This is a genomic window from Fulvivirga maritima, assembly GCF_021389955.1.
Lineage (GTDB): Bacteria > Bacteroidota > Bacteroidia > Cytophagales > Cyclobacteriaceae > Fulvivirga > Fulvivirga maritima.
In genome coordinates this window covers 4,017,269-4,033,589 of sequence record NZ_CP089980.1, presented here as the reverse complement: position 1 = coordinate 4,033,589, position 16,321 = coordinate 4,017,269, and the positions used below count along the sequence as shown (strand labels likewise).

Genomic DNA, 16,321 nt, shown 5'->3' with positions numbered 1-16,321 from the left:
TTCAGTTTTCCTTCCCTTTATATTCCTTTTAATCAAGCCATCAACTATAATATGTATATAATTTTCATTAAATTAACATACTCACCATTATACCTAAATTCCTGATATGAGTAAGACCAGCGTAACGGAAAGGAATGGATATAACTCTGAAAGTAGAGCTATATTCAATTTATCACCATTCCCTATGTTAGTGTTCGAAACAGAATCTCATAACATTATCAGAGCCAACCCTATCGCAGCTCAAAAATATGGATACACTACAGAAGAGTTTACTTCGCTAAAAATAACGGACCTCTTTACTCCTCTTGATAAGTTTAAATACATACACTGGCTTAATGACAACTCCCCTTCCAAAGAGGCTATTTGGAATCATACCAGAAAGAATGGCCAGTACTTCTATGCTAAATTAGTAGGCGAAGTATTTTATGAAGAAGATATAGAACTGGTTGCACTATTAATAAGAGATATAAGCGAGGAGATAAAACAAAAGGCAGAAATAAGAACACATGAAAAGATACTAACTGCCATTTCTGACATTAATTCGGTACTCATTAATAACACAGATCTGGAATCAGCTCTAGAGCAAAGCTTTGACATTATAGGTCATACCTTACAGGTTGACCGTGTCTATTTTCTTGAAAACCAGCCTTTTGACCAAATAAGCAATTGGAGTGCTTCTAAAACCGTAGAATGGAGATACAAATTAATCCCTTCTATCTCTCTGGAAAAAATACAGTATTACCAGGTGCCTCGCTTTGCCAATACCCTTCATAAAGGAAAAAAAATAGTGACAACTGTTTCTGAACTGATTGATTCTGACATTAAAAAATTTCTGGAATCAGAGGGTATAAAATCTATACTAATACTGCCTGTATTTTTAAAAAGCAAATTTTATGGAATAGTGTGTATTGATGACTGCGGTATAGAAAGATCATGGAAAGATAGCGACCTTAATTTTCTAGATACATTTGTAGAGTCTATAAGCCGCATTATAGAAATAAAAAACACTTTCAAAGAACTTCAACATCAAGAGAATAAATTCAAGTCATTAGTGCAGGAAGGCCTGGACCTTATTGCAGTGATAGATACAGATGGTAATTACCTCTATGTAACGCCCACTTCCATTTCAGGATTAGGCTACGAGCCAGAACAGTTTTATAGTCAGAATGTGTTTGACTATATACACCCTGAAGATTTAAAAATGATCAAGAATTCACTGTCAGAGTGTATTCATAAAAAGACAGTAACGGTTTCTCCCTACCGCTTTAAAGATGCTAAAGGTAACTGGAGATGGCTGGAGACCAAGCTCACGAACCTGCTTAATGACCCTGCTGTGGGCGGCATTCTTACCACTTCACATGATGTTACCAAAGACATAATGCATGCTGAAGAACTTAAAATGGCCAATGAAAGATACCGCCTGGCTTCTCTGGCCACCCAAGATCATATCTATGACTGGAACTTAAAAACAGGAGAAGTAATGCGAACTGGAGAGTCTCTTTCTAAAATATTTGGCTATCCTAAAGATGCAAAAATAGACAGCGACTTTTGGAAAGCGCACCTGCACCCTGATGAAGTAGAGCACTGTTATGAAGATTTGCAAAATAAGCTGAACGACAAAAAGTCCAAAAAATGTTTTCAGCAATACCGCCTAAAACGTGGAGACGGCACCTATGCCTATGTAATGGACTCTGGCTATATAGTACGAAATGAAAAAGGAATAGCTGTCAGACTCATTGGTGCTGTAAGAGACATTAGTGAAGAAATAAGAGAAAAAGAAGAAGAGCAGCTCATACTTTCTCTTTCCAGCTGCATAGGTCACCCTGGCTCTTTGGAAATCAGGCTTTATGCCGCTCTGGAAATATTGCTCCAGTTACCAGAAATTGAAGCCTGTGAAGCCTGGATCACCTCCATTGATAATAGCCAGATTAATATGGTGAGCTATGCCATTAAGGAAGAAAAAAACATACGATTTTATCAGAATTCTAATAATATCTCCTCTTTTAAATACGGAGAAGGACTTCCCGGCCATGTATGGGAAATCAAGAAAACTAAGCTATGGCGAAACATTCATGAAAACGCCAAATTTATTAGAAAAACATCGGCAGCCATGACTGGCTTAACTACCGCCCTGGGTGTACCCATTATTTATAATGATCAGTTTTTAGGTGCCTTCCTTCTGCTATCTAAAAGCAATAATGAAATACAGCAGCTAGAAAATCTTTTGTCTAATGTGGGTTCACAAATCGGAGCCGTGCTCAAGCATAAAATCACTGAAGATATATTCAATAACTTCTTTCATATTTCATCAGATTTACTCAGTATAATTGGTTATGATGGTCGGTTTAAAAAAGTAAACAGCACTTTCTATAAACTATTAGGCTATAAAGAAGATGAGTTAATTAATACACGAGTAAAAGACATCATTCACCCTGAAGATCTGCATACCTTCCAAGAGATGTTAGAAGCCTCCATAGAAAAAAACACTGATTATCAACGTGAAATAAGAGTACTGAGCAAAGACAAAAAAGTACTCTGGTTTCACAGCACCTCACAGGTAAAAAAAGAAGAACGTGTAATTTTTAATGTAGGAAAAGACATTACAGCTCAAAAAGAGGTAGAAATTAATTTACGCCAAGCCAATGAAAAGATTAAAAAGGCTCAAGAAATAGCTCAGCTGGGTTACTGGAGTAGAAAATTAGACGAAAACATTGCAGAATGGACCAAAGAGACCTATCAAATTTATGGTTTTCACCCAGGTGAATTTGTTCCCTCCAGAGAAAATATCACCGCCACTTTTCATCCTGCTGACCGCCATTTACTAGAAAAAGTACCTGATGCTGATTATGATTTTCAAAACCGCATTATTACTCGTGATAATAAAGTGAAGTGGGTGCACCAGCATATCAATGTAAAAAAGGACAAAGACGGCAAGCCATACCTTGTTGAAGGTACAGTGCAAGACATAACCAAGCAAAAAGAGTATGAGGAAGATCTTAGAATAAGTAAAGAGCGCTTTGAACTGGCTATGCGAGCCACAAACGAAATTATATGGGATTGGGATCATAAGACCGGCCACATACAAAGGAGCCCAACTTACGCAAAAATTCTTGGCTATCAGCTTGAAGAGGCTATGCAATCTATGGAAAACTCCTGGTATGCCATTATACACAGAGAAGACAAAGATGAAGTATGGAACTCCATAAACCAGGCCATGCAAGACGAAAACCAAACATACTGGCAGCAGGAATATCGCATACTTACCCTTAAAAAGGAAGTGACCTATGTTGTAGACAGAGGCTTCATTATAAGAGACGAGCAGGGCAACCCTATAAGATCGGTAGGCGCTATATTAGATGTTACTGAAAGCCGAAAATACCTCAGTGAGATCAAAAAACAGAACAATGCTCTTAAATCCATTGCCTGGATACAATCTCACCGCACCAGAGCCCCATTAGCAAGAATAATGGGGCTGGTCAATCTCATTAAAATGGAAAAAAACAATCCTGAAAACTTAGCTCAATTATTAGATCATATGATCCAGTCTGCTCATGACATGGATGATGTGATTAGAAAAATTCTTAAAAAAACGAATTTATAATTAATGAAGAGTTGCAGGTATCAGTAACCCGCTATGATGTAGTCTATACCAGAGCTTAGCAATTTATCCCAGGCTGCTTTCACCTCCTGATCAAATTCCTTATCATGTTTTTCAACAGCTTTTAGAAGATTATCTTTCCATAAAGCATAAAATCTGGGTTCTATGTTCATCTGATATCGGTTGTGGGTTTCCTGAATTCTGGAGAGCCCGGATTTACCCACCACATTTCCGCTAGCATAAAGGATCATTAGGTTTAATCCATGCCTTAAAAGCTTAAACTGCTGATCAAAATCTGTATTAGCAAATTTGGCTTTCACCTCATCACTACTTTGTAAAAACAAATTATAAAATGTTTCTACCAGATTACCATCTTTAAGACACCTACCATAGCTATCTTTAACTTTCTTTACAATATCCTTATCTAATATAATATCCATATATAGTTTATTCCGAGTTTGCCAATTTAACCAGATTACCTATAATTTGACGCCCTTTCTCTAATATTTAAATCATGATATTTATCATCTTATAACATCAGATTATTGAGTCATGAACTTTTCGGCCAATATAAATAGCTGCTCCCATGCAAGGTTTACATCACGGTTCCACTCCTCATCATGAGCAGCAATAGCGAAAAGCATTGAATTTTTCCAGTCTTTAAAGTACGCTGGATCAATCTTTAAATCCTTAGCATGCATGTTTTTTAAACTATTTAACCAGTTTGTAGCTTCATCATTACCTTCAACATGAGCTATAAGAGTGCTTACTACCCGCCTCAAGAGCTCATTATGCTTTTCCATATCAGTATGAGTAAACATGGGAGCCAGCTCAGGAGCAGCACTAAGTAATTGATCATAAAAAGTAAGAATCAGGTTAGGGTTGTCTGCCCAGTTCTGGTAACTGTTTTTAACAAGAACAATATCACTCTTCTCCATTATTTGGGTGGTTGTATAATTTTAACCTTACAAAATCATCTATAATAATTTAATATTTTTTGTCCCCATCTCCCAATCTCACCTGTCTATAGATTAAATTAATTACTAAATTGAATACAAAACGATGGACAATTTTCTAATCCTAATCAGAGAAGACATAGCCGAGGTAAGCAAAATGTCTGACGCAGAAATGCAATTGGAAGTAGAAGCTTATACTCAATGGGTAGAAGGCCTTGCCGCTTCTGATCATTTTATTTCCGGAGAGCCGCTTGAGGCCAGAGGAAAATACATGACCAAAGAGCAGGTATCTAGTGACGGACCATTTATAGAATCTAAGGAAGTAGTTACCGGCTTCATTCTAATTAAAGCAGCTAACCTGGATGAAGCTGTAGAACTGAGTAAAACCTGCCCTATCTTTAAAAGCAATGGCGGAGCCCTGGAGGTTAGACCTGTAATGAAATACTAAGATGAATATTACCAGAGAAGTAGATAACCTGTACCGGGAGTACGCTGGAGTATTAATCTCTTCTCTGGTGGTTTATTTTAAATTAAACCAACTACAGGCAGCAGAAGATATAGTGCAGGAAACCTTTATTTCTGCAATAAAAAATTGGGAGGTTAATGGCCTGCCTGACAACCCAAAAGCATGGCTATTTAAGGTATGTAAAAACAAATGCATCAATGAATTAAATAAAAAATTGCTCTCACTCGATGGTCTCTCAGATCAGCCCCAGGCATTCCCTGAAATCTGGCTTCCTGATGAGCTGAGAGACAATCAACTGAGGCTCCTTTTCGCTACTTGCCATCCTGATTTTTCTACTAAAGCACAAATCATACTTACTCTTAAAACGGTAGCCTCCTTTAAAGAGCATGAAATAGCATTAGGCTTAGGAATGACAAGGGAAGCCGTAAAAAAAGTACTAAGCCGTACCCGATCTGAAATTAGAACTAAAAACCTTCTGCTGAAAGTACCTTTTAGACTGCAGTCTAAAGCCCGCCTTAATATAGTACATCAGGTATTATATCTGATTTTTAACGAAGGCTATAAAGCCTCTGCAGGCAATCAGTTAATAAGAAAAGACCTCTGCCTGCAAGCCATGCGCCTCACCAGGCTTTTATTAGATAGTCCTCAGCTTAACACGCCCGATACTCATGCACTTTTTTCTTTAATGATATTTAATGTAGCTCGCTTTAGCAGCAGAATATCTCCGGATGGAGAATTGATGGAGTTAAAAGACCAGGATAGAAGCCTTTGGGATTATGAGCTCATTATGAAGGGCATCAGTCATTTAAATCAGGCTAATCAGCTCACCGAAGTACGATCGAGATATCATCTGGAAGCAGGTATCGCGTCCATTCATTGTCTGGCTAAAAACTTTGAAAACACCAACTGGACAGCGATTCTCAGGCTTTATGAGCAACTCAAAGCTTTATCTCCTTCTCCGTTTGTGCGCCTTAATTATTGCATAGCCTTACATTACCAAGGAGATTCAGAAAAAGCTTTACAGCAAATAGATACGATAAAAGGTTTAGAGTCTAACTTGGCCTATTTATGCACCAAGGCCATGCTTTACAGGCATTTTCAGCAAACACAAAAAGTAGTTGACTACTATTTGGAAGCACTAAGTGTAGCACAAATCCCTGCTGAAAAGCTTTCTATACAGAAAAAATTAGATGAGCTCAAACTTATAAATTAACCAAAAACAATGAAGCCTTTTCCGGTTTTACCCGAAAAAGGCCGCATCAATCTTTCAACTTATACTGTCTTATTTATAAAATAATCAATCTTTTATAATTACCCTACTATGTCTATCTCTACTAAAATAGTTAGACACCCAATTAGTAAAGGTCACTATCTTATTTCTAAAGCCTATGAGAGAAAACAAATGCACTCCCAACCATACAAACCAGGCAAAAGCACCTTGAAATTTCCATTTAGGCAAATCTACCACTGCTTTGGTACGGCCTACTGTTGCCATGCTACCTTTGTCATTGTATTTATAAGGCTTCAAATCATCTCCTTTGTACAATCTGCTAAAATGTTCGCCTAAGAACTTACCTTGATCTACCGCCACAGCTGCCAGCTGAGGGTGACCTTTCGGAAAATCTTCGGAATCAAACTTAGCCACATCTCCCAGGGCATAAATACTCTCAAACCCTTCTACCTGACCAAAAGCATTACATTTTATTCTACCACCTTTAGCCATCACCTCATCTGGAAGACCTGGTATGCTGGCTGCAGATACACCTCCCGTCCAGATAAGCATACGAGAAGGAATATCTCCCTTATCAGTTTTTACCACTTGGCCATTATAGTCTTCTATCTTCGTTTCTGTTTTAACAATCACCCCCATCTTTTGCAGATATTCTTTAGACTTTTCTGAAGCTACATTAGACATGGGAGGAAGCAACTCTGGCATTAACTCTACTAAATATATTTTTGATCTCTCAATATTTAAATCAGGATAGTCATGAGGCATGATATACCTTTTAAACTCAGCCAAAGCACCAGCCATCTCCACTCCTGTAGGTCCGCCGCCGGCTATGACTATGTTCATTAGTTCTTCCCTTTCATCCAGATTATTGGTTAATAAGGCCTTTTCATAATTTTCAAGAATGGTGTTTCTCAACTTCATAGCCTGAGCTACACTCTTCATAGGGTACGCATGTTTAGCTACGTTCTCCATTCCAAAATAATTAGTTTTTGCTCCGGTAGCTATTACCAGATAGTCATAGGCAATATTACCTTTATCAGTAACTAGCACATTTTCATAAGGCCTTATTTCCTGAGCCTCACCCATTCTAAAATGATAATCATCATGATCTGCCAGCACCTTTCTAAGAGGGTAAGCAATAGAATCAGCTTCTAATCCTGAAGTAGCTACCTGATAAAGTAGCGGCTGAAAATTATGATGATTATGTTTATCTATTAAAACTATTTGGTAGTCAGATTTATCTAACTTCTTCACCAAATGAAGCCCTGCAAACCCACCGCCTATTATCACCAGCCGCTTGCGCTCTGTCCTTGGTATGCCCAAGTCCACATTGACTTTTTTGGGTGCTTGCTCTTCTACTATTGTTTCTTCTTTGGGTTCTGTTAATACTAACTCTTCCATAATTTTTTAATGTTAAAGCACTTCAATAATACCGGCTATCCCCTGTCCTCCGCCTACACAAGCAGTCACTACTCCATACTTCTGCTTTCTTCTTTTTAGCTCGTGTATCATTTGTACTGACAGTTTACAGCCCGTACAGCCTAACGGGTGCCCTAGTGCTATGGCCCCGCCATTCACATTAACTATGTCAGGGTCAAGATCCAGTTCTCTTATTACTGCTACTGACTGAGCAGCAAAAGCCTCATTAAGCTCTACCATCTGTATTTCTGAAAGTTTCATGCCAGCCTGCTTCAACACCTTAGGAACGGCCTCTACGGGCCCTATTCCCATTATTCGCGGATCCACACCTGCGGAAGCACAGGCCTTAATGCGTGCAATTGGTTCCACACCTAGTTCCTTAACCATCTTCTCAGACATTATTAAAGTAAAGGCCGCACCATCAGACCGTTGTGATGAGTTACCTGCGGTTACAGTACCTCCCTGGCGGAAAACAGGTTTTAGCTTACCTAGCACTTCAAGAGAAGTATCCTTTCTGGGGCCTTCATCTGTATCCACAATAAATTTCTTAGAAACCCTCTCATCATTTTCTTCCCAAACCTCCTCTACTTCTACCGGCACTATCTCATTTTTAAAAAGGCCGTTTTCTATGGCATTTATAGCATTGATATGACTTTTATAGGCAAACTGATCCTGATCTTCACGTGTGATTTTATACTTAGAAGCCACTTCTTCTCCAGTAAGCCCCATGCCAATAAAGTAATCTGCATGATCTGTAGAGGTTTTATAATTAGGCGACGTTTTCCAGCCTCTGGTCGGCACCTGCGACATTGATTCGGCACCGCCAGCTATAATGCAACTGGCCATGCCCGATTGTATTTTGGCCGTAGCCATAGCCATAGTTTCCAACCCGGAAGCGCAGTATCTATTTACGATTACTCCCGGCACTTCTTTGCCTAAAGCCATCAGAGCAATCCAGCGCCCCATCTGTAGGCCTTGCTCTGCCTCCGGCACCGCGTTACCCACGATCACATCATCTACTTGTTCGGGGTCAAGATCTGGCACCTGCGCCATAATATGTTTGATTACTGATACAGCAAGGTCATCAGCACGTGTATGCCTGAAGCCTCCCTTATCAGCCTTTCCTACTGCTGTTCTATATGCTTTTACAATATATGCGTCCATTATTTTCTTAGTTAAGTGTTGAGAAATGTAATTAGGAATAGTACTGCTACCCTTCCCTAAAAATTGCTGATTTCTAATTTCTCAATGGTTTGCCTTTCTTTAATAAACTTTCTATCCGCTTCAGGGTCTTTTTATTCTGAACCAGCTCCATGAAAGCTTGCTTCTCCAGATTGAGCAGGTATTTCTCTGAAACTTCTATTTCCCCTGTTACATCACCACCCGTCATCACATAAGCCAGCTTACGAGCTATTTCCTCTTCATATTCAGTGATGTAATGGCCATATTTCATCCCTACAATGGCAGTATAGAAAAACGACAAAGCGCTTCTACCTAAAACCTTCACTTTAGTTCTATCTGGCGGCGCATAGCCTTTATCTAAAATTTGTAATAGCCGCATCTTAGCATCAGTAATTACCCTCCTTTTATTCATGGTAATACTATCACGCGAGGCCTCTAAATAGCCCAAATCAAAGGACTGATGAGCTGACATACCCGTGTTAGCCTGCGCTATAGTCATGAGCCTGTGCTGCACATGTTCTGTATTGGGGTCTGCTTCTGCAAAAGAGTCAGCGGCCCTTTTCGTAAATTCCTTAGTACCTCCACCTCCTGGAATAAGGCCGGCACCTACTTCTACCAAACCAATATAACTCTCCGCTGCGGCTTGTACTGCATCAGAATGCATAGCTATTTCAGCTCCGCCTCCCAGCACCCTGCCATGTACAGCACTCACCACCGGAACAGAAGAATACCTGATTCTCATAGACATCTCCTGAAATGAGTCTACCGCCTTTTCTACCACATCTGTTTTACCTTTGAAAGCATTGATGGCTATCATTCCCAGATTAGCACCCACAGAGAAATTCTCCCCTTCATTACCTATCAGCACTCCCTTATAATCCATAGATTCATCTTCTGCTAAGTCAATGGCCTTATTAATACCTTCCATTACTCCTAAGCCAATAGAATTACTCTTAGAAGTAAACTCCACCAGCAAAATGTCATCGCCAATATCCAGCACATTACTTTCTTCATTTTGGAAAATAGTATGCTTATCGCGATAATTATCCAGATAGATAACCTCATCAGTACCCGGTACTATTTTATAAGTTCCGGCTTGCTGATCATAGTATTTCCTATAACCATCTTCCACCTTATAAAATGATTTATAACCCTTCATTTGCATGGAATGCACCCAATCAGCTGGTAGGCAATCGGCTTTTTCCATGTGCTTATAGGTTTCTTCAAAGCCCAGAATATCCCAAATTTCAAAAGGACCATATTCCCAATTATAGCCAGCCTTAATGGCTTCGTCTACTTTATACAGATCTCCGGTTATCTCGGGGATTCTATGAGAGCAGTAGGCAAATAACCTGTAGTAGAACTCTCTGAAAAAGGCAATTGCTTTGTCATTATCACTACCGAATATATTGAGATACATCTTCTTAAAAGTGCCTACGGTAGACGTGCTGCCAGCCTCGAAAGCTTCCAGCTTGTCTTCAGTACTGTCCTTTTTCTTTACCTCATCTATTATGGCGAAACGTGGCTTATCCTTTTCATGATAAGACAAATCTTTAAGATCAAGAGCCAGAATAGTGGTATTTCCCTCTTTATCCTTCTCTTTTTTATAGAACCCCTGTCCTTTTTTCTCTCCCAACCAACCATTCTCGAGCATAGTCTTGATGAAATCAGGAAGTTTGAATATTTCTCTTTCTTCATCCTGAGGGCAATTATTATAAATGCCTTCTGCAACATCAGCAAGAATATCAAGTCCTACTAAATCGGCTGTTCTAAAAGTGGCGCTTTTGGGTCTACCTACAAACTTACCTGTAAGAACATCCACCTCTTCTACATAGAGCTCCAATTTTTGCATCAGCTCAAGGGTAAGCATGGTACAATAAGTACCTATTCGGTTGCCTATAAATGCCGGAGTATCATGACAAACTACAGTTGTTTTTCCTAAATATTTGTCTCCATATTCACTAATGAAGCTTACCAGTTCACGATCAGTTTCCGGTGATGGTATAAGCTCTAACAGCTCCAAGTACCTGGGTGGATTAAAAAAGTGTGTACCCAGAAAATGCTTTTTGAAACTCTCGCTTCTTCCTTCTACTAAATCATGAATAGGAATACCCGAAGTATTGGTAGAAACAATGGTATTATCCTTTCTGTGCTTTTCTACCTTTTCATATAAAGAAGCCTTAATATCTTTCTTCTCCACTACAGCCTCTATTACCCAGTCGGCATCGGCTATTTCTTCTAAATTATCATCAAAGTTACCGGTCTTTATACGATTGATATACTCCTTTTTATAAAGAGGGGCAGGCTTCATCTTAGCCACTTTTTGCAAGCTTCCATTCACAATCCTGTTTTTGACCTCCTTGTCTTCAAGCTTAAGGCCTTTTTTCTTCTCCTCATCATTCAGCTCTTTCGGAGCAATATCTAGCAACAGCACCCTTACTCCAATATTCGCAAAATGACAGGCTATCTGAGACCCCATAGTACCTGAACCTAAAACAGCGACATTTTTAATGTTGCGCTTCATACTCCTCCTTTCCTCTTACTACCCAATCCATTGCTTTTGCTTTTTCATTATTACTATAATACTTTATTTCAGCGGTGGTGAAAGGCTTAGCGAAGGTGGAAAGCCAATCAAGCCAGCCCCTCTCTCCTACTATGGCTACACGATTGAAGTTTTTGAAATGCTTGGCATCAAATTTCAAATCCTCCCAAATGGCGCCGGGCTTCATACTGGACACTTCTATTACTTCACAATAAATATTGATCTTGCCATATAGCTCTATCTTATTTTCTAACAGGGGCACTACCACTTGGTAATCTTCCTGACTGAGCTTACCGGACATCTTTATAGCCACGGTATCTTCATATTTGTCTGTGATTATTTGAATCATGGATATTTTATTTTAGGTTAGTTTCATATTTGCTATTTCCTTCTACACAGCCTCCTCTACTTCGTTTTTTCTAGTTTCTGACTTTTGTTTTTTACTATCGCCATCATACATCGACTCTATCAGCTCCTGATACTTCTTCTCTACTACAGGCCTTTTTACTTTTAAAGTAGGCGTGAGCTCACCACTACTTTCTGACCATTCATCAGTCACTAATCGAAAGTCTTTTATTTGCTCTGTGTGATTAAGTTTTGGGTTCTTTTTCTCTATCAACTCTGAAAACCGGGCTATCACTTTATCATTTTTAATAACCTTTTCTTTTGAGTCAAAATTGATATTATTAGTGGTGCACCACTTCTTAAGATTATCAAAATCAGGCACTATTAAGGCAGTAACCATCTTTTTACCCTCACCTACCACCATCATTTGCCCTATCAAATGTGATTCCTTCATCACTTTTTCAATGGTTTGTGGGGCTACATACTTACCACCAGAAGTCTTAAACATAGATTTCTTCCGGTCAGTAATCTTGAGAAAACCATCTTTGAGTTCGCCGATATCTTCAGTATGAAACCAGCCCTCCTTAATCACCTCATTCGTCTTTTCTTGTTGCTTGTAATAGCCTTTCATAACACTTGGCCCCTTACAGAGGATCTCCCCATCATCAGCTAACTTCACCTCCACATTGGGTAATGGAGGCCCTACAGTCCCAATTTTTCTTTGCTCTATCTCAAACCTATTTACTGCTATTACCGGAGAGGTTTCCGTAAGACCATAGCCTTCCATTACGGGTATACCGGCAGCATTAAACACACGGTTAACTTTCTCATTTAAAGCGGCTCCACCAGAAATAATAGCTATAATTTCACCGCCCAAAGCCTCTCTCCACTGTCTAAAAACCAGCTTATTAGCCAGGTTCAACTGTTGAGTATACCACCAGCTCTTGCCTCTAAAATCATAATGCTGTGCCAACTGCAATGCCCAAAAGAAAATAGCCTTTTTTACACCTTTTAACTCCTTACCCTTTTCTACTATTTTTTCATAGACCTTCTCCAGTAATCTTGGTACCGTGGTGAAAATATGAGGCTTTACATCTTTAATATCACGAGCAATTGTATCTACATTTTCTGCATAGTAAATAGATAGACCAGCCGCCATATAGAGATAATTGAGCATACGCTCAAATACGTGGTTTAAAGGCAAAAAGCTTAGGGTTCTCTGCTCATGAGTTACTGGCATAAGTGCCAGGCAGGCTTTTACATTAGAAAGGATATTTTTATGAGTAAGCATCACTCCTTTTGGCTTGCCTGTGGTACCCGAAGTATATACAAGTGTTGCAGTATCATCTTCATGCATGCTTTCTAACCTCCCAGCTACCTGCTCTTCCACATCCTTAGTATATTTTTTCTGCAAAGTGGAGTAGGATTGCTTATGACTTTCATCGAAAATATAAACACCTTTCACTTTGACTAGCCTTGCCTTTACTTTAGAGATTTTCTTTAGCACCTCTTCACTATCAGTAAACACAAGTTTTACTTCGGCATCATTTAAAATATATTCTATCTCCTCAGGACTCATTTTAGTATAGACTGGCACCGTAACAGCTCCAATCTGCTGCGCGGCATAATCAATAAAATTCCATTCAGGACGGTTAGCCGAGATAATAGCTATTTTGTCTTCCTTCTCAATCTCCAAGGCCAAAATCCCTGCACTGAGCATATTTATTATATCAACTACCTCTTGGGTTGAGTAGCATACCCAGTTCTCTTCACCACGCTTGGCGAGCATTACTTCCTGGCTGTACTCATTAAGCTGCAAACGAGGGATTTGCGGGATCAGGGTTAGTTGATCAGTAGCGTTTTTCATAACCTAACCCATAAAAAAATTATACCGAAAAATGAGCAGTCATTTAATCTAAAAAACAAAGATTTAACAATAGAGTGTGTTGTAGAATGGGCATTTACTACTACACAATGTAGAAATTAACACATACCACGGAATAAATTTCGGAAAGATAGATCACCATACATTTAGTGTCTAAACATAATTAACTGATAAAAATACTGTTGACTAATATTTTGGAGGTAAGTTTGACCTTTAAAACTAACTGATCTTAATGATCATAACGCTAACTAAATTAATACTCATGAACAACCAAAAATTAAACCCCATGAAATTTACTGCATTTTTAGGAGTCTTAACACTGGCATTATTCATCTCTACAACCTCTTTCGGACAGGGCTTCTATCTTAGAGCAGGTGGTGGCTATTCCATAAAAGCATCTAGCTCACAGTATAACAATTCTGACCCGAATGAAATCACCGGAATAGAACCTTCTACAAGAATTAACGTTACTCAAGATGGTACTACAGTAGAATCCCTAAAAGGTACATTAGGAGAAGGATATAAGTTGGGAGCGGTAGCAGGTTATATGTTTAACGAATACGTTGGAGCTGAATTAGGTGTTTATTATTTCCATGGTTCTGAGCAAACCATAGGAGAAACCACTACCCCTCAATCTCATTCTATTGCTAATGCTTATATAAGAGGAGTAGATGTGGCGCCAGCTTTTGTAGTAACCCCAGGTTTTGAAGGTATCAACCCTTATGCTCGTGTTGGCTTATTAATTCCTGTTGCCGGTGATCTAACTATAGAAACAAGTGTAGACAGAATGAATGCCGGACCAAACGGAGAAACCGCAATGACTAGAGCAGAATCCGAAGTACAACCTCAGTTTAGTGTAGGTTATCATGGTGCCATAGGTGTATTATTTCCTGTGAATTCTGGTTTTGACATATTCACTGAGATAGAATTCAAAAGTGTATCTTTAAAAAGTGATGAAGCAGAAATAAAATCTTATCGTACTACTATAAATGGTAGCCCTGTTCCTGGTCAGCAACTTGAAGACTTGCCTACTTATCAGAAAAAATTCAACTTTTCTGATGAATTCACTATACCTGCAGACCCAGAAGACATTAATATAGACGAAGCCAGAACCTTACCTACCCAATTTGTTAATGCCAGTGGAATAGGCCTTAACGTGGGTATTAGATATAAATTTTAAAGTGAACGTAATTAAGTGAAAAGAAAAGTTTTTTTGATGGCAGGCCTGGTACTTTTAGTATCGGCCTGTTTTGAGTACAACCCCAATCAAATCATCCTTGATAGTGATGAAAAAGATCTGACAGTTAAGAATCTTCAGAAGATTCAATCACAAGAAGCTCCAGATGATACCATACGATTCATCTTTATGGGCGACACACAGCGCTTTTATGACCAATCAGAAGACTTTGTTAACAAAGCCAATTCTGTAGAAGGCCTCTCATTTGTAATTCATGGTGGTGATATTTCTGACTTTGGATTATCACAAGAATTCAAGTGGGTAAATGATATTATGTCTGAACTTTATGTTCCGTACCTTACCGTAGTTGGTAATCATGACCTGTTAGCCAACGGACGCAAGGTTTACCGAGAAATGTATGGAGCAAGTAATTATAGCTTCGAATACGGAGACTATAAGTTCATAATGATTAATACTAATTCCAGAGAGTACGATTTTAACGGCCAAATTCCTGACCTTAACTGGTTACAAACTGAAATTGAAGACAACCCTAATGACTTGAATGTCATAGTCATTTCACATGTCCCTCCTTTTGATGGTGATTTCGATCCTGAATTAGAACATGATTACGCTGACCTATTAGCGAGCCACCCCAAAGTAGTACTATCACTACATGCGCATACGCACTCCTTTTTGGATAGGGAATACTATAACGATGGAGTAAGGTATTTTGTAACCACAGCTATGCTTCACAGAGGTTTCTCTCTAATTAAACTTTGGACCAATGGATTGGACATCCAACAAATGGAATTTTAATATTATGAAATACATTCTTTACATAATCTTTTTAGTAGCCCCTGCTTTCGCATTTGGGCAAACCTCAGAAAGGCCATGGTATGTTCCTGACCACTATAAGTTACAGTTTGCAGGTAACATTGGATTTTTCTCTGCTGGAGCAGGCTACCTTCACGGACATGAGAAATTGGAGACAGATATACTAGCTGGTTATTTACCAAAAAGCATTGGAGGAGATCATATCATTTCCATCACCTTAAAAACCACTTATTCTCCCTGGAGGATCAAAACAAATTCTGATTATTCTATAGTACCCTTTTCAATAGGTCCCTATTTAAGTTATTCATTCGGAAGTCAGTTCGACACTCTTCTACCTAATGAATACCCTAAAGGCTACTACTGGTGGGCTACTTCACTTAGGTTTGGTGCTTACATAGGAGGTAGAGTAAGCAAAGATTTACCTGGAGATGTTAAGAGGATAGCCTTATACTATGAGTTAGGCACTTATGACCTGGAAGCTATTAGCTATTTACAAAATATGGACTACCTTTCGGTTACAGACATATTTACCTTAGCCTTAGGCGTTAAAGTAGGCCTCCCTTGATAATTGCATAAATCAAAACAAGATATAAAAGCTGGACTGATTAAGTCCAGCTTTTTTTGTTATAAATCTGAACACCTTCCGCTTTAGCGTCTTCGAAAAGTGCAAAATCGTGAGTGGTTTT

At 38.9% G+C, this 16,321-nt stretch carries 13 protein-coding genes; 6 read left to right on the top strand and 7 right to left on the bottom strand.

Features of this window, described 5'->3' with window-relative positions:
• Positions 1-106 precede the first annotated feature (106 nt).
• Positions 107-3,601, top strand: coding sequence for a PAS domain-containing protein (locus LVD15_RS17080; RefSeq protein ID WP_233776434.1), 3,495 nt, complete (start codon positions 107-109; stop codon positions 3,599-3,601).
• Between the two features lie 20 nt (positions 3,602-3,621).
• Here the strand turns inward: LVD15_RS17080 and LVD15_RS17075 are convergent, their stop codons facing one another.
• Together LVD15_RS17075 and LVD15_RS17070 are read right to left on the bottom strand one after the other, a co-directional pair.
• A complete protein-coding gene (locus tag LVD15_RS17075) occupies positions 3,622-4,038 on the bottom strand; it encodes a globin (RefSeq protein ID WP_233776433.1) in 417 nt (138 codons plus the stop codon).
• Between the two features lie 102 nt (positions 4,039-4,140).
• A complete protein-coding gene (locus LVD15_RS17070) occupies positions 4,141-4,536 on the bottom strand; it encodes a globin (RefSeq protein ID WP_233776432.1) in 396 nt (131 codons plus the stop codon).
• Positions 4,537-4,660: 124 nt separating this feature from the next.
• On the opposite strand from LVD15_RS17070, the gene LVD15_RS17065 reads away from it, so the two are divergent.
• Entirely contained in the window at positions 4,661-5,002 is a 342-nt protein-coding gene (locus LVD15_RS17065) for a YciI family protein (protein WP_233776431.1), read from the top strand.
• A 1-nt stretch (position 5,003) separates the two neighbouring features.
• On the top strand, positions 5,004-6,233 hold the full coding sequence (locus tag LVD15_RS17060) for an RNA polymerase sigma factor (RefSeq protein WP_233776430.1): 1,230 nt from the start codon (positions 5,004-5,006) through the stop codon (positions 6,231-6,233).
• 84 nt (positions 6,234-6,317) lie between these two features.
• Here LVD15_RS17060 and LVD15_RS17055 read toward each other — a convergent pair whose 3' ends face one another.
• The 5 genes from LVD15_RS17055 to LVD15_RS17035 all read right to left on the bottom strand — a co-directional run bounded on the left by LVD15_RS17055 (position 6,318) and on the right by LVD15_RS17035 (position 13,606).
• Complete coding sequence (locus LVD15_RS17055; protein ID WP_233776429.1) at positions 6,318-7,652, bottom strand: NAD(P)/FAD-dependent oxidoreductase; 1,335 nt, start codon at positions 7,650-7,652, stop codon at positions 6,318-6,320.
• 12 nt (positions 7,653-7,664) lie between these two features.
• Positions 7,665-8,834: a thiolase family protein gene (locus LVD15_RS17050; protein ID WP_233776428.1), complete on the bottom strand. Its 1,170-nt coding sequence runs from the start codon at positions 8,832-8,834 to the stop codon at positions 7,665-7,667.
• A gap of 73 nt (positions 8,835-8,907) precedes the next feature.
• Entirely contained in the window at positions 8,908-11,376 is a 2,469-nt protein-coding gene (locus LVD15_RS17045) for a 3-hydroxyacyl-CoA dehydrogenase/enoyl-CoA hydratase family protein (RefSeq protein ID WP_233776427.1), read from the bottom strand.
• Complete coding sequence (locus LVD15_RS17040; protein WP_233776426.1) at positions 11,360-11,743, bottom strand: SpoIIAA family protein; 384 nt, start codon at positions 11,741-11,743, stop codon at positions 11,360-11,362. The genes LVD15_RS17045 and LVD15_RS17040 overlap by 17 nt, the downstream gene beginning before the upstream one ends.
• A 42-nt stretch (positions 11,744-11,785) precedes the next feature.
• On the bottom strand, positions 11,786-13,606 hold the full coding sequence (locus tag LVD15_RS17035) for an AMP-dependent synthetase/ligase (protein WP_233776425.1): 1,821 nt from the start codon (positions 13,604-13,606) through the stop codon (positions 11,786-11,788).
• Positions 13,607-13,886: 280 nt separating this feature from the next.
• On the opposite strand from LVD15_RS17035, the gene LVD15_RS17030 reads away from it, so the two are divergent.
• From LVD15_RS17030 to LVD15_RS17020, 3 genes are read left to right on the top strand one after another with little or no spacing between them, the layout of a single operon-like run.
• Positions 13,887-14,804, top strand: a complete 918-nt coding sequence (locus LVD15_RS17030) for an outer membrane beta-barrel protein (protein WP_233776424.1) — start codon at positions 13,887-13,889, stop codon at positions 14,802-14,804.
• A 15-nt stretch (positions 14,805-14,819) separates the two neighbouring features.
• Entirely contained in the window at positions 14,820-15,617 is a 798-nt protein-coding gene (locus LVD15_RS17025; protein ID WP_233776423.1) for a metallophosphoesterase family protein, read from the top strand.
• The gene (locus LVD15_RS17020; protein ID WP_233776422.1) at positions 15,586-16,200 is read left to right on the top strand and encodes a hypothetical protein; all 615 of its coding nucleotides are present in this window, start codon (positions 15,586-15,588) and stop codon (positions 16,198-16,200) included. The genes LVD15_RS17025 and LVD15_RS17020 overlap by 32 nt, the downstream gene beginning before the upstream one ends.
• Positions 16,201-16,321 lie beyond the last annotated feature (121 nt).

Excerpts from the sequence above, each read along its gene's own strand:
- LVD15_RS17080 (WP_233776434.1), top strand. The coding sequence starts at position 107 with ATGAGTAAGACCAGCGTAACGGAAAGGAATGGATATAACTCTGAAAGT.
- LVD15_RS17075 (WP_233776433.1), bottom strand. The coding sequence starts at position 4,038 with ATGGATATTATATTAGATAAGGATATTGTAAAGAAAGTTAAAGATAGC.
- LVD15_RS17070 (WP_233776432.1), bottom strand. The coding sequence starts at position 4,536 with ATGGAGAAGAGTGATATTGTTCTTGTTAAAAACAGTTACCAGAACTGG.
- LVD15_RS17065 (WP_233776431.1), top strand. The coding sequence starts at position 4,661 with ATGGACAATTTTCTAATCCTAATCAGAGAAGACATAGCCGAGGTAAGC.
- LVD15_RS17060 (WP_233776430.1), top strand. The coding sequence starts at position 5,004 with ATGAATATTACCAGAGAAGTAGATAACCTGTACCGGGAGTACGCTGGA.
- LVD15_RS17055 (WP_233776429.1), bottom strand. The coding sequence starts at position 7,652 with ATGGAAGAGTTAGTATTAACAGAACCCAAAGAAGAAACAATAGTAGAA.
- LVD15_RS17050 (WP_233776428.1), bottom strand. The coding sequence starts at position 8,834 with ATGGACGCATATATTGTAAAAGCATATAGAACAGCAGTAGGAAAGGCT.
- LVD15_RS17045 (WP_233776427.1), bottom strand. The coding sequence starts at position 11,376 with ATGAAGCGCAACATTAAAAATGTCGCTGTTTTAGGTTCAGGTACTATG.
- LVD15_RS17040 (WP_233776426.1), bottom strand. The coding sequence starts at position 11,743 with ATGATTCAAATAATCACAGACAAATATGAAGATACCGTGGCTATAAAG.
- LVD15_RS17035 (WP_233776425.1), bottom strand. The coding sequence starts at position 13,606 with ATGAAAAACGCTACTGATCAACTAACCCTGATCCCGCAAATCCCTCGT.
- LVD15_RS17030 (WP_233776424.1), top strand. The coding sequence starts at position 13,887 with ATGAACAACCAAAAATTAAACCCCATGAAATTTACTGCATTTTTAGGA.
- LVD15_RS17020 (WP_233776422.1), top strand. The coding sequence starts at position 15,586 with ATGGATTGGACATCCAACAAATGGAATTTTAATATTATGAAATACATT.